Here is a 12,602-nt window from a genome sequence, read left to right as displayed (position 1 = left end):
CGTCGACGCCCGGTGTCACCGCGGCACGGAGCACGACCGAGGAGAGTGTCCGCCAGGCATGACTGCTGACCAGCTGATCGCCGGCGACGTCGCCCCGCCGCGACGCCCCGCCTCGGAGGCGGACCGCACCGTCGAGCTCATCCGGACCAGCTTCGCCCTCGTCGAGCCGCAGGCCGAGGACATCGGCAAGCACTTCTACGCCACGCTGTTCAGCCAGGCGCCCGAGACGCGTGACCTGTTCCCCGTGAACATGGAGGTGCAGCGCAGCCGGCTGCTGCGCGCCCTCGTGCACGTGGTGCAGATGGTCGACCAGCCCGACGACCTCGTCCCGTTCCTGCAGCAGCTCGGCCGCGACCACCGCAAGTTCGGCGTACTGTCCCAGCACTACGACGCGGTCGGCGCCGCCCTGCTCTCGGCGATCGCCACGTTCGCGGGCGAGAACTGGACCCCGGAGATCGAGAAGGCCTGGACCGGCGCGTACGGGATCGTCGCGGACGCGATGCAGCAGGCCGCCGCGGCCGAGCGCGGGCCCGCGTCCTGGCTGGGCCGGGTCGTCGAGCACCGCCGGATCGGCTGGGACCTGGCCGTGGTCACCGTCGCGACCGACCAGCCGGTGCCCTACCAGGCCGGCCAGTACGTCTCGGTGGAGACACCGCACCGCCCGCGGCTGTGGCGCTACCTGTCCCCGGCCAACGCGCCGCGTCGCGACGGGACGATCCAGTTCCACGTCCGCGCGGTCGAGGGCGGCTGGGTCAGCCGCGCGATCGTCGCGCACAGCCGGGTCGGCGAGACCTGGCGGATCGGCCCGCCGATGGGCCGGATGGCCGTCCCGCAGAACACCCGTCGCGAGCTGCTGATGGTGGCCGGCGGCACCGGCGTCGCCCCGATGAAGGCGCTGCTCGACGAGGTCGGCCGGCGCCCCCAGCCGCCGCGCACCCAGGTGTTCGTCGGCGGCCGCACGTGGGACGACCTGTACGACTTCACCTCGCTGCGCAAGCTGTCCTACAACTACCCGTGGCTCGACGTCATCCCGGTCGTGGAGTACGAGGACGAGCCGTCCGGGGCCGAGACCGGCACCCTGGCCGACGTCGTGACCCGGTTCGGCGCCTGGAGCGACCACGACGTCCTGGTCTGCGGGTCGCCGTCGATGATCCGCTCCACGGTGTCGCGGATGCTGGTCGCGGGCACGCCGCTCGACCGCATCACCTACGACCCGTTCACCATGGACTGAGCCGGCCCGTACGCCACTACGGCCGCCCTCCCGCGCCGGGAGGGCGGCCGTCGTCGTCGCGGGGGCCGGTCAGAAGGCCTCGGTGGTGCGCACCGACAGCACGTGCAGCTCCCGGCTGCCGGTGAACGCGTCGCGCCCGTGCAGGAAGCGGTAGTTGTCGAGGACCAGCAGGTCCCCGCTCTCCAGCCGGAACCGCGGTGCGGCCTCGAACGCGGTGGCGAGCACGTCGGCGTAGGACTCGATGTGCGCGAGGTGGGTGTCCCAGTACGGCTCGCGCGGCACCGGCAGCGCGTAGTCGCTCGCTCGGACCGCACGCCGGCCACCACGGGTGTGCTCGATCATCCGGCGCAGCAGCGGGGTCGGCGGCACACCGCGCGGCGGGTTCGTCCGGCTGCCGAAGAAGTCCACGTCGCAGCCGGTCAGGAACCCGTGCAGCGACGGGTGCTCCGCGGCGATCCGCTCGGCGAGCGCATAGCCGTCGACGAGCACCGAGTCGCCCCCGGACGGTGCCGGGGAGGTGCAGTGCATGAACAGGAAGTCCTCGTCGGGGTCGCGCAGCCGTACGGTGCGGCCGTGCACGTCGGCCTCGAGGAACGCGCCGTCGTTGTGCAGGCCGAGGACCGGCGAGTCGGTCCCGCCCTGTGGCCGGATGCCGAACAGCTCGCGCAGCCGCCCGCCGAGCAGGGTGGCCGCGGCGACGACCATCGCCTCCGGGTCCGGGCCCGCGCCGGGGATCCGGACGACGCCGTCGCGGGCCAGCACCTCCCGGGCCTCGCCGAGCGCCGCCGCGCGGGGCACGACCCCGGTCTCGTCCACCAGGCTCTTCAGCTCCGGTCGCGCCTCGCCCCTGCGCCGTCCGTCGGTTCCGGTCATCGCCACGACGTACCTCCTGCCGTTCATCCGTACTCGCAGCAGTCTGGCAGGAACGAAGCGATGTCAGAACTGTCCGGTCGGACCGGTCGTCCACCGGCGTTCCAGCCCGCGGCCCAGCGAGGTGACGAGCAGGGCCGTCCCGACGACGGCCAGCGCGGGCAGCAGGACGAGCTGCGGGGCGTTGAACAGGAACTGCCGCCCGTCGGCGAGCATCGCCCCCCACTCCGGGGTGGGCGGCTGCGGACCGAGCCCGAGGAACGACAGCCCGGCCACGGTCAGCAGGACGTTCGCGAACCGCAGGCACAGGTGCGACAGCAGCGGCCGGGCGAGGTTCGGCAGGACGTGCCGGAACGCGATCCGCAGCGGCCCGGCGCCGACGGCGACGGCACCCTCGACGTACTCGCGGGCGCGTTCGCGGACCACGAGCTGGTAGGTGAGCCGGGCGAACGGCGTCCACCCGGCGACGACGATCGCCACCAGCAGCGACCACACGCCCGGCGCCCCGCCGGACGCGGCGACCACCACGAGACCGATCAGCACCGCCGGGATCGCGACGAGCACGTCGATGGTGCGCTGGAACAGCTGCCCGACCGCCCGTCCGCACCAGGCCGCGAGCACGCCCAGCACCGTCCCGATCCCCGCGCACAGCGCGAGTGCGACCAGGGTGAACCCGACCGAGAGCCGGGCGCCGACGGCGAGCCGGGCGAGCACGTCGCGGCCGAGCTGGTCGGTGCCGAGCGGGTGCGCGGCCGACGGCCCGGCGAAGCGGTGGGACAGGTCGTTGGCGACCGGGTCGAGCGGCAGCAGGGCGACCACGACGAGCACCCCGAGCAGGACCAGCGCCCCCGCCCGCCACCACGTCGCGTGCCGGGCGACGCGCGCGCGTGCGTCCGCCGGGCGGGCCAGTGCCGGGGCGGTCACCGGACGGCGCTCCGGGCGACCGGGTCCAGCGCGAGCGCGAGCAGCTCGGCGAGGATCCCGGCGACGGCGGCGACCAGCACAATCGCGAGGAGCCCGGCCTGCACGACCGGCAGGTCCTGGCCCAGCACGGCGTCGTAGAGCAGGCGGCCCAGGCCGGGGATCGCGAACAGCACCTCGACCACGACCGAGCCGCCGAGCAGACCGCCGAGGAACAGCCCGGACAGCGAGGTCACCGAGGTCAGGGCCAGGCGGCCGCCGTGGCGCCACAGCACCCGTCCGTCGCTGATGCCCTTGGACCTCGCGACGGCGACGTGCGGGCGGGCCAGCGCGTCGAGGGTCTCGGCGCGCACGAGCTGGGCGGCGAGCGCGGCGGGGAACGCGGCGAGCGTGACCACCGGCAGCACGGCCTGGTCGACCCCGCCCCAGCCGGTCGCGGGCAGCACCGGCACGGTGACGGCGAAGGCGAGCACCAGCGCCGTCCCGAGCACGAACTCGGGGATCGCGACACCCAGCACCGAGCCGGTGGTCAGGACCCGGTCGAGCCGGCCGCCGGGACGGCGCGCGGCGCGCACCCCGAGCGGGATGCCCACCAGGGCCGCCAGCACCAGCGCGGCGAGGGCGAGGGTCAGCGACACCCCGAGCGCGGGCCAGAGCAGGCCCGAGACGGGAGTACGGCTGGTCCAGGAGATACCGAGGTCGCCGCGCAGCAGCGCGCCGGCCCAGCCCGTGAACTGGTCCCACCAGGAGCCGTCGAGGCCGTACTGCTCCCGCAGGGCGGCCAGCACCGCCGGGTCCGGGTCGGACTCCCCGGTCCGGCTGCGCAGGATCGCGAGCGCGGTGTCCTGGCCGGAGAACCGCGGGAGCAGAAACACCAGCACCGCCGCGGCCACGGCGACCAGCGGTAGCGCCAGCAGCCTGCGCGCGACGAGTGCGGTCACTCCGTCGTCGCCAGCCCGGGGACGACGAGCGACCTGGCCAGCGGGTCGACGGTGTAGCCGGTGACCCGGTGCCCGACGCCGTTCGCGTTGGTGTGCACCAGCGGGACCCCGACGACGTCGGCGTTCAGCTTCGCCGCGGCCTCGGTGAAGACCTTCTGCCGTGCGGCCGGGTCGGTCTCGGTGGCCAGCGGGGCGAGCAGGGCGTCGAACTCCGGCGAGCAGTAGTGGTTGAGGTTGTAGGAGCCCTGGCAGGTGTAGTCGGTGGTCAGCGTGGCGCCGGCGTCCGGCACGTCGAGCAGGTAGCTGCGCGAGAGCAGGTACATGTCGAAGTCACCGGCGAGCAGCTGCGGCTCGCGGGCGTCGTAGTCGCCGATGCGGACGGTGGCCTCGATGCCGGCCCCGCGGAGCATCTCCTGGACGGCGGTGGCCAGGGTCGGGAGCTCGGGGCGGGCGCCGTAGGCACCCAGCTCGATCCGCAGCGGGTTTTCCGGGCCGTAGCCGGCCTCGGTCAGCAGCTGGCGGGCGCGCGCGGGGTCGGCGGGCGGCGGGGCGTCCTGCGAGCCCCATGCCACCGCCGGGCCGAACAGCTCCGAGGCCGGGACCGCCGACCCGGCGAGGGCCTGCTCGCCGAGCGCGGTGCGGTCCACCGCGGCGGCGACGGCCTGACGCACCCGGATGTCGGCGAAGGGCGTGCGGGACTGGTTGAGGATCAGCGACGCCGTCCGGGGCGCGGCGACGGTCTGGTTCACGTACTCGTCACCGCTGAACTCCAGGGCGCTGGACTCGGGGAGCTCCTGGGCGATGTCGGCGTCGCCGGCCCGCAGCGCCAGGGCGCGGGCGGCCGGGTCGGGCACGAAGTTCGCGGTGACACCGGCCAGCTGCGGGCGCTCGCCCCAGTAGCGGTCGTTGCGGACGAGGGTCACCGACTGGGTGCCGTTCGCCTGGGTGATCGTCATCGGGCCGGTGCCGGTCTGCTGGACCGACGGCGGGGTGGCCCGGTACGCCGACGGCGCCAGGATCGCGGTGTTCGCGCTGGACAGCCGCAGCGGCAGGATCGGGTCGGGCTTCGTCGTCGTGACGCGCACGGCGTCCGCGCCGTCCGCGGCGGCCTGCATGCCGATCCCGCGCACCGCGCGCGGCGGCGCGGCGACGCCGGCCACCCAGTTCAGGGCGGTCGCGGCGGCCTCCCCGGTGAGCGGCTCGCCGTTCTGGAAGGTCACGCCGGGGCGCAGCTCGAACCGCCAGGTCCGCGGGTCGGACTGCTGGGCCCACGCCGTCGCCAGTGCGGGTCGCGGCCGGCCGTCCGGCCCAGACGCCACCAGGGACTCGGTCACACCCAGCTGGGAGACGACGAACGCGTCGTCGGTGTCCACCCCGTAGCCGGCCGACGGGCCGAAGGCCATCGCGATCGTGGCCTGCCCGTCCGGGACGACCCGGCCGCTCCCGCCGCCGCTGCCACCGCAGGCGGTGAGGACCACGGCGCTCACCGCCACGGCGACGGCGACCCGCAACCGGGAACGACGGGGTGCTACGACGGCGCGCGCGGCGGGCATTGCGACCTGTCCTCTCCGGCGCCCCTCGACCGTGTGTCACCCGGCGCCCGGAAGATCTTCGGTAAGCCTGTACACACGGTCAAGTGTGTGCACGCATGCGCATATGTCGTTACTGCCATCGAGTCGCGGCTGCAGAGGGCGACCTGGTACCACTTCGTGGTGCTCCGCAGTCTGCTCCGCCGCCCCGCCGATCCCGAGTCGGACCCGCGTCCCGCGGCTCCGCTCCGCATCGGTCGCCGGGAGCGCTTCAGCGGGCTCCCGCCGGTCATGAAACTGCTGATCAGCACCCAGCTGGCCTTCAACGTGGGCTTCTACATGGTGCTGCCCTACCTGGCCACACACCTGGCCGAGGATCTCGGGCTCGCCGCGGCGGCCGTCGGGCTCGTGCTGGGGCTGCGGACGTTCAGCCAGCAGGGGCTGTTCGTGATCGGCGGGACCCTGACCGATCGGTTCGGTGCGAAGCCGGTCGTGCTCGCCGGGTGCGCGCTGCGCGTGACCGGATTCATCCTCCTCGGGGCCGCCGGCACGCTGCCCGCGGTCATCGGCGGGGCACTGCTGACCGGGTTCGCGGCCGCCCTGTTCTCGCCGGCCGTCGAGTCGTCGCTGGCGCGGGAGGCCGGGGAACGGGAACGCGCCGGGGAGGGCCCGCCGCGGACCGAGGTGTTCGCGATGTTCGCCGTCGCCGGTCAGGTCGGGACGGTCACCGGGCCGCTGGTCGGCACCGCGCTCATGCTGGTCGACTTCCAGCTGGCCTGCCTGGTCGCCGCCGCCGGCTTCGTGCTGGTGGGGCTGGCGCACTGGCGGTGGCTGCCGTGGCGGGAGGCCGAGCAGGCCGGACGGCCGATGCTCGCGGGCTGGGGCGAGGTGCTGGGCAACCGTCGCTTCATGCTGTTCGCGGCCGGCTACTCGGGCTGGCTGCTGTCCTACAACCAGCTGTACCTGGCGCTGCCCGACGAACTGGAGCGCATCGGTCGCACCGCGGCACTGGGCTTCCTGTTCGTGCTGATGTCCGTGCTGGTGATCACCCTGCAGATGAGGGTGACGACGTGGGGCCGCCGGATCGGGGCCGGCCGCTCGGTGGTGCTCGGGTTCTGCCTGATGGCCGCGTCGTTCACCGTCGTCGCGGTGGCGCGGCTGCTGCCGGGCCTGCCGGGGTGGTGGGCGCTCGCACCCGCGGTGCTGATGGTGCTGCTGCTGACCTTCGGCGAGATGTTCGCCGTGCCGGTCGCGCAGGACCTGGTGCCCCGGCTCGCCGGGGAGCGCAGGCTGGGCGCCCACTTCGGGGTGCTGGCCTCGTTCGGCGGGCTGATGGTGCTCGTCGGCTCGACGGGCGTCGGCGCGCTGCTGGACCCGGCGTTCCCGCCGGCGCTGCCGTTCGCGGTGCTGGCCGCGGTCCCGCTGCTGGGCGCCGTGGTGCTCGGGCTGCTGGCCCGCCGCGGGGTCCTGACGGCGGCCTGAGCCGTCCGGGCCCGCACCGCCCGGGGGACTCAGCCGTCGTCTGCGGGGCGCCAGCGCACGACGGCCTGGCGCCGGTCCACCGGCACCAGGTCGCGCCGGTAGGAGCGGTGCACCGCCGCCGTGGCCTGCGCGGCGGCGGCACGGACCGCGTCGAGCTCGGCAGTGGCCTCCTCGAGGCGTGCCGAGAGCTCGTCGACCATCTGCTCCAGCTCGATGATCCGCTTGACGCCCGCGAGGTTCACGCCCTCCTCCTGGGAGAGCCGCTGCACCTCGCGCAGCAATGCGATGTCGCGCTGGGAGTAGCGACGCCCGCCGCCCGCGGACCGGCCCGGGCTGACCAGGCCGATCCGGTCGTAGCTGCGCAGGGTCTGGGCGTGCAGGCCGGACAGCTGCGCGGCGACCGAGATGACGAACACCGGGCTGTCGTGTGCCACGTCGACGGTCAGCGGTTCCTCCCCGTCCCGGGGGGTGCGTCGTCCGGCCACCGCCATCACCTCCTGGTGCTACCGAGCAGATCGGCCCGCGGGTCGAACGACGACGTCGCCTCGGCGTAGGCCTCCAGCGCACTGGTGGCCGCCTCGTCCAGCTTCTGCGGCACCGCCACCTCGACGGTGACCAGCAGATTGCCCTTCTTCCCGTTCTTGCGCTCGACCCCACGCCCCGACACCCGGAACGTCCGGCCGCTGGCGGTCCCCGGCGGGATCCGCAGCGAGACGGTGCTGTCGAGCGTCGGCACCGTCAGGGTCGCACCCAGAGCCAGCTCGGGGAAGGTCACCGGCACGGTGAGGGTCAGGTCGTCGGAGTTCTTCGGCGACCGCCCGAAGATCCGGTGCGGGGTGACCGAGACCGTGACGTAGAGGTCACCGGCGGGCGCGCCGCCGCGACCGGGCTCGCCCTGGCCCGCGAGCCGTACCTTCTGCCCGTCGTCGACGCCGGCGGGCACCCGCACCGTCAGCGACCGGGTCCGGGTGGACACGCCGTCGCCGTGGCACTCGGGGCACGGGTCGTCGATGATCCGGCCGGTCCCGCGGCAGTCGCGGCACGGCTCGGAGAACGAGAACGCGCCCTGGCTGCGGTTCACCAGACCCTGACCGGAGCAGGTCGGGCAGGTGCGCGGGGTGCTGCCGGGCCGGGACCCGGTGCCGCCGCAGCGCTCGCAACGCCCCGGCGAGGACAGCTTGATCGGCACCGTCGCGCCGCGCACCGCGTCGTCGAAGGAGATGGTCAGGCTGCTCTCGACGTCCTGGCCGCGGCGGGCACCGGCCGTGCCGTACCCGCCCGCACCACCGGCGTTGTTCCGCGCGGTGCGGCCGAAGATGTCGCCGAGGATGTCGCTGAAGTCGCCGGCCCCGGCACCGCCGGACCGGCCGGCCTGGCCGAACAGGTCGTTGATGTCGAAGCCGCCCTGGCCGGCGCCACCGGGGCGCGCACCACCGGGGAAGCCACCGCCGGTGCCGAACCCGCCGAAGCCGCCGCCGCCCGCGAACATCGCGCGGGTCTCGTCGTACTCCTTGCGCTTCGACTCGTCGCCCAGCACGCCGTAGGCCTCGGAGACCGCCTTGAAGCGGGTCTCGGCCTTCTCGTCACCGGGGTTCGCGTCCGGGTGCAGCTCGCGGGCGAGCTTGCGGTACGCCTTCTTGATCTCGTCCTGGGACGCCGTCGAGGAGACGCCCAGCTCGCGGTAGAAGTCCTTCTCGATCCAGTCGCGCTGGGTCACTCCGCCTCCTTCCCGATCAGACCCGCGGTGCGGCGGGAGGCCGGTCGCCTCCCACCGCACCGCGCGGTCACGTCCCTTCCCGTCCTGGTCAGGCCGGGTTCTGCGGCTCGCCGTCGCCGGCGTCCGCGCCGCCCCCGGCCGGAGCCTCGGGGCGGTCCTGCACGGTCACCATCGCCGGCCGGAGGACCCGGTCGGAGATGCGGTAGCCACGGCGCAGCACCGTCGACAGCACGGTGACCGTGGGGCCGGAGCCCTCGGCCGGCTCGTGCTGCACGGCCTCGTGGAGCTGCGGGTCGAAGGACTCGCCCTCGGTCCCGAACGGCTCGAGACCGAGCTTGGTCAGCACCGTGGTGACCTTGTCGGCCGCGGCCTTGAACGGTCCCGTGAGGTCGCCGTGCTGGGCGGCGCGCTCGAAGTCGTCGAGCACCACCAGCAGGTCGTTCGCGAAGGAGACCTTCGCGTCCACCTTGGTCTGCTCACGGTCCCGGTCGGCCCGACGCCGGTAGTTGGCGTACTCGGCGCTGACCCGCTGCAGGTCCGCGGTGCGCTCGGCGACCTCGGCCCGCAGCTTCTCGAGCTCCGGGTCCTCCCCGTCGGCCGGGCCCGCGACCTGCTCGCCGTCCCCGGCCGGGGCCGCCGTGTCGGCGGCCCCGTTCGCGTCGGCGTCGGGACGGACCTCGCCGGTCTCCGGGTCCACCTTGCGGCGGTCCCGGAACGTCACCGGCTCCTCCTGCTTCTGTTCGTCAGCCATGTCGACCGTCCTGTCGTCCCGTGGATGGCCGCCGGCCGTCACTTGCCGCCCTTGGCGTCCTTGTCGTCGTCCACGATCTCGGCGTCGACGACGTCGTCCTGCGCGTCGGAGGCACCGGCCGCGCCGGCACCACCCTCGGCACCGGCACCCGCGGCGCCCTCGGCACCGGGCTGCGAGTACAGGGCGGACCCCATCTTCTGGGACTCGGTGGCGAGCTTCTCCATCGAGGACTTGATCGCCTCGTGGTCGGTGCCCTTCAGCGCCTCCTGGGTCTCGCCCAGGGCGGCGTTCACCGCGTCCTTCACGTCGGAGGGGAGCTTCTCGTCGTTCTCCTTGACGAACTTCTCCGTCTGGTAGACGAGGGTCTCCGCCTGGTTGCGGGTCTCCGCCTCCTCGCGACGCTTGGCGTCCTCCTCGGCGTGCGCCTCGGCCTCCTTGACCATGCGGTCGATGTCGTCCTTGGACAGGGCCGACCCGCCGGTGATCGTCATCTCCTGGCTCTTGCCGGTGCCCATGTCCTTGGCGGACACGTTGACGATGCCGTTGGCGTCGATGTCGAAGGAGACCTCGATCTGCGGGACGCCGCGCGGCGCCGGCGCGATGCCGGTCAGCTCGAACATGCCGAGCTTCTTGTTGTACGCGGCGATCTCGCGCTCGCCCTGGAAGACCTGGATCTGCACCGACGGCTGGTTGTCGTCCGCGGTGGAGAAGATCTCCGAGCGCTTGGTCGGGATCGTGGTGTTCTTCTCGATCAGCTTGGTCATGACGCCGCCCTTGGTCTCGATGCCGAGGGACAGCGGGGTGACGTCGAGCAGCAGGACGTCCTTGACCTCACCGCGCAGCACACCGGCCTGCAGGGCGGCGCCGGCGGCGACGACCTCGTCCGGGTTGACGCCCTTGTTGGGCTCCTTGCCGCCGGTCAGCTCCTTGACGAGCTCGGTGACGGCGGGCATCCGGGTGGAGCCACCGACGAGCACGACGTGGTCGATCTGGTTCACCGAGATGCCGGCGTCCTTGATGACCTGGTTGAACGGGTTGCGGGTGCGGTCCAGGAGGTCCTGGGTGACCCGCTGGAACTCCGCGCGGGACAGCGTCTCGTCCAGGAACAGCGGGTTCTTGTCCGAGTCGACCGTGATGTAGGGCAGGTTGATGCTGGTCGACGAGGAGCTGGACAGCTCGATCTTCGCCTTCTCGGCGGCCTCGCGGAGCCGCTGCATCGCCATCTTGTCCTTGGTCAGGTCGATGCCCTGGGAGGACTTGAACTTGTCGACGAGCCAGCTGACGACCCGCTCGTCCCAGTCGTCACCACCGAGGTGGTTGTCGCCGTTGGTGGCCTTGACCTCGACCACGCCCTCGGCGATCTCCAGCAGGGACACGTCGAACGTGCCGCCACCCAGGTCGAAGACCAGGATGGTCTGCTCCTTGTCGCCCTTGTCGAGGCCGTAGGCCAGCGCGGCCGCGGTCGGCTCGTTGACGATCCGGAGCACGTTCAGACCGGCGATCTGGCCGGCCTCCTTGGTCGCCTGGCGCTGCGCGTCCTCGAAGTACGCGGGCACCGTGATGACGGCGTCGGTGACCTCGTCGCCCAGGTATGCCTCGGCGTCCCGCTTCAGCTTCTGCAGGACGCGGGCGCTGATCTCCTGCGCCGCGAAGGTCTTGCCGTCGATCTCCGACGTCTTCCAGTCGGTGCCGATGTGACGCTTGACCGAGCGGAACGTGCGGTCGGAGTTGGTGACCGCCTGGTTCTTCGCCGACTGACCGGTGAGGACCTCGCCGTTGCGCGCGAACGCGACGATCGACGGAGTGGTGCGGGCACCCTCCGAGTTCGCGATCACCGTCGGCTCGCCACCCTCGAGGACGGCGACGACGGAGTTGGTGGTCCCGAGGTCGATACCGACCGTACGAGCCATGGTGACTGCCTCCGAGATGTGTGGGGTGTGAGTGCGTCCGGCTCAAGTTGTACCAGGCCGGGGAGCGCCTCGTGCATCGCCCTTGAGTGGGTCCTGCTCAACTTGCTCTCATGGGGGTCAACGGGCGACCCGGAAGACTTGTTCCCAGGGGACTCAACTTTTATCCACGACGTTCGCGGGTGCTCCGAACGGCCGTCGACGGGGGTGGGGCGGGCTAGCCTGTGGCCGCTCGATCGTCGACGGAGGATCACCGTGCTCGTACCGGCTGCGCGTCGCACGGCCCTCGGCGTCGTGGGCACCGCTGTGATCGTCGGGCTCACCTCCTGCACGCCACAGCCGCCAGGTCTCGCAGCGGACCCCACCGTGCCCGCGCGCCCGGCCGCCATCGATGTGAGCGGACGCCATCCGTGCGAGCTGCTCGACACCGCACAGCGCTCGGACCTCGATCTGGGGGCCGGCAAGGCCGACGACGCGACGATCGGAGGTCGTCCTGCCCCGACCTGCGGCTATCTGGGCACAGGCCCGGCGGCGGTCGACGTCAACCTGCAGTTCATCCCGGTTCCGACGTCTCAGCTCCTGTCCGTTCCGGGAACGGCACCGGTCGACGTGTCGGGATACCGCGCCGCCGAGACCGTGTATCCGTCGAGCTCGTACCCCTCGTGCGAGGTGGGTGTCGACATCGACGATGCGACGTCGTTGCGAGCGCAGGCCATGGCGACGTCGTCGAACCTCCGGCGTTCCGGAACCACCGACCGCGACCTGTGCACGAGGGCCCGGGCCGTGGCCGCTGCCGCTCTGCCCTCGCTCCTGCGTCGCTGATCCGGCTCCGCGACTTCGCAATCGCGACGGGAGCTGCGGGAACCGCTGTCCCCGGGCGCCGGCGCACCTACGTTCCAGCCGTGGAACAGACCCAGCGAGGGACCGTGGGCGGCTCGTCGGACGCCTTGATGAGCCAGATCTCGCCGGACAACGTGCTCGAGGTCGGTCGCGCCCTGTCCGCCCAGATCGTCGCCATTCGCGAATCTCTCCGCAGCGCGCAGAGGACACGGGTCGGTCCCTGCGGGGACGATCCGATCTCGGGAGTCGCGACACCGGCGTTCCAGGACAGGTTCGAGCGGACGATCGCGACGCACGCGCAGCATCAGACCGAGTTGGAGGAAGCGGTCCGACGACTCCGAGCGACGGCGGTCGTCTTCGAGCTCGGCGAGGACGCCATCGCTCGTTCGTTCGCGATCTGAGACTCGCGGCAC

12 protein-coding genes are annotated in these 12,602 nt (G+C 72.9%); 4 read left to right on the top strand and 8 right to left on the bottom strand.

All coding sequences use genetic code 11. From position 1 onward, the window contains the following. Positions 1-58 precede the first annotated feature (58 nt). Complete coding sequence (locus ND486_RS07725; protein WP_174525529.1) at positions 59-1,231, top strand: globin domain-containing protein; 1,173 nt, start codon at positions 59-61, stop codon at positions 1,229-1,231. A 69-nt stretch (positions 1,232-1,300) separates the two neighbouring features. On the opposite strand, the gene ND486_RS07720 is transcribed toward ND486_RS07725, so the two are convergent. The 4 genes from ND486_RS07720 to ND486_RS07705 all read right to left on the bottom strand — a co-directional run bounded on the left by ND486_RS07720 (position 1,301) and on the right by ND486_RS07705 (position 5,516). Further along, positions 1,301-2,104: a TauD/TfdA family dioxygenase gene (locus ND486_RS07720; RefSeq protein WP_251783400.1), complete on the bottom strand. Its 804-nt coding sequence runs from the start codon at positions 2,102-2,104 to the stop codon at positions 1,301-1,303. 63 nt (positions 2,105-2,167) lie between these two features. Beyond that, on the bottom strand, positions 2,168-3,025 hold the full coding sequence (locus ND486_RS07715) for an ABC transporter permease (RefSeq protein ID WP_251783399.1): 858 nt from the start codon (positions 3,023-3,025) through the stop codon (positions 2,168-2,170). Then, the gene (locus ND486_RS07710) at positions 3,022-3,963 is read right to left on the bottom strand and encodes an ABC transporter permease (RefSeq protein WP_251783398.1); all 942 of its coding nucleotides are present in this window, start codon (positions 3,961-3,963) and stop codon (positions 3,022-3,024) included. The genes ND486_RS07715 and ND486_RS07710 overlap by 4 nt, the downstream gene beginning before the upstream one ends. After that, entirely contained in the window at positions 3,960-5,516 is a 1,557-nt protein-coding gene (locus ND486_RS07705; RefSeq protein ID WP_251783397.1) for an ABC transporter substrate-binding protein, read from the bottom strand. The genes ND486_RS07710 and ND486_RS07705 overlap by 4 nt, the downstream gene beginning before the upstream one ends. A 267-nt stretch (positions 5,517-5,783) precedes the next feature. Here ND486_RS07705 and ND486_RS07700 point away from each other — a divergent pair, with 267 nt between their 5' ends. Further along, positions 5,784-6,974: an MFS transporter gene (locus ND486_RS07700; protein ID WP_224401102.1), complete on the top strand. Its 1,191-nt coding sequence runs from the start codon at positions 5,784-5,786 to the stop codon at positions 6,972-6,974. A 29-nt stretch (positions 6,975-7,003) separates the two neighbouring features. On the opposite strand, the gene ND486_RS07695 is transcribed toward ND486_RS07700, so the two are convergent. From ND486_RS07695 to dnaK, 4 genes are all read right to left on the bottom strand, one after another. Further along, the gene (locus ND486_RS07695) at positions 7,004-7,459 is read right to left on the bottom strand and encodes a heat shock protein transcriptional repressor HspR (protein ID WP_301549047.1); all 456 of its coding nucleotides are present in this window, start codon (positions 7,457-7,459) and stop codon (positions 7,004-7,006) included. Between the two features lie 5 nt (positions 7,460-7,464). Beyond that, the gene (gene dnaJ, locus ND486_RS07690) at positions 7,465-8,691 is read right to left on the bottom strand and encodes a molecular chaperone DnaJ (protein ID WP_251783396.1); all 1,227 of its coding nucleotides are present in this window, start codon (positions 8,689-8,691) and stop codon (positions 7,465-7,467) included. 88 nt (positions 8,692-8,779) lie between these two features. Further along, positions 8,780-9,442, bottom strand: a complete 663-nt coding sequence (grpE, locus tag ND486_RS07685) for a nucleotide exchange factor GrpE (RefSeq protein WP_251783395.1) — start codon at positions 9,440-9,442, stop codon at positions 8,780-8,782. 38 nt (positions 9,443-9,480) lie between these two features. Continuing rightward, on the bottom strand, positions 9,481-11,352 hold the full coding sequence (dnaK, locus tag ND486_RS07680; RefSeq protein ID WP_251783394.1) for a molecular chaperone DnaK: 1,872 nt from the start codon (positions 11,350-11,352) through the stop codon (positions 9,481-9,483). A 291-nt stretch (positions 11,353-11,643) separates the two neighbouring features. Here dnaK and ND486_RS07675 point away from each other — a divergent pair, with 291 nt between their 5' ends. Both ND486_RS07675 and ND486_RS07670 read left to right on the top strand, forming a co-directional pair. Continuing rightward, a complete protein-coding gene (locus tag ND486_RS07675) occupies positions 11,644-12,171 on the top strand; it encodes a DUF3558 family protein (protein WP_251783393.1) in 528 nt (175 codons plus the stop codon). 80 nt (positions 12,172-12,251) lie between these two features. Then, the gene (locus ND486_RS07670) at positions 12,252-12,590 is read left to right on the top strand and encodes a hypothetical protein (protein WP_251783392.1); all 339 of its coding nucleotides are present in this window, start codon (positions 12,252-12,254) and stop codon (positions 12,588-12,590) included. Positions 12,591-12,602 lie beyond the last annotated feature (12 nt).

It is taken from the genome of Pseudonocardia sp. DR1-2, from assembly GCF_023717215.1.
Classification (GTDB): Bacteria; Actinomycetota; Actinomycetes; order Mycobacteriales; family Pseudonocardiaceae; genus Pseudonocardia; species Pseudonocardia alni.
Note: the sequence above shows the minus strand (reverse complement) of the source record. Positions and strands in the feature narration are given on the sequence as shown.

Coding starts and splice junctions, on each gene's coding strand:
- ND486_RS07725 (WP_174525529.1), top strand. CDS start 59: ATGACTGCTGACCAGCTGATCGCCGGCGACGTCGCCCCGCCGCGACGC.
- ND486_RS07700 (WP_224401102.1), top strand. CDS start 5,784: ATGAAACTGCTGATCAGCACCCAGCTGGCCTTCAACGTGGGCTTCTAC.
- ND486_RS07720 (WP_251783400.1), bottom strand. CDS start 2,104: ATGACCGGAACCGACGGACGGCGCAGGGGCGAGGCGCGACCGGAGCTG.
- ND486_RS07705 (WP_251783397.1), bottom strand. CDS start 5,516: ATGCCCGCCGCGCGCGCCGTCGTAGCACCCCGTCGTTCCCGGTTGCGG.
- grpE (WP_251783395.1), bottom strand. CDS start 9,442: ATGGCTGACGAACAGAAGCAGGAGGAGCCGGTGACGTTCCGGGACCGC.
- dnaK (WP_251783394.1), bottom strand. CDS start 11,352: ATGGCTCGTACGGTCGGTATCGACCTCGGGACCACCAACTCCGTCGTC.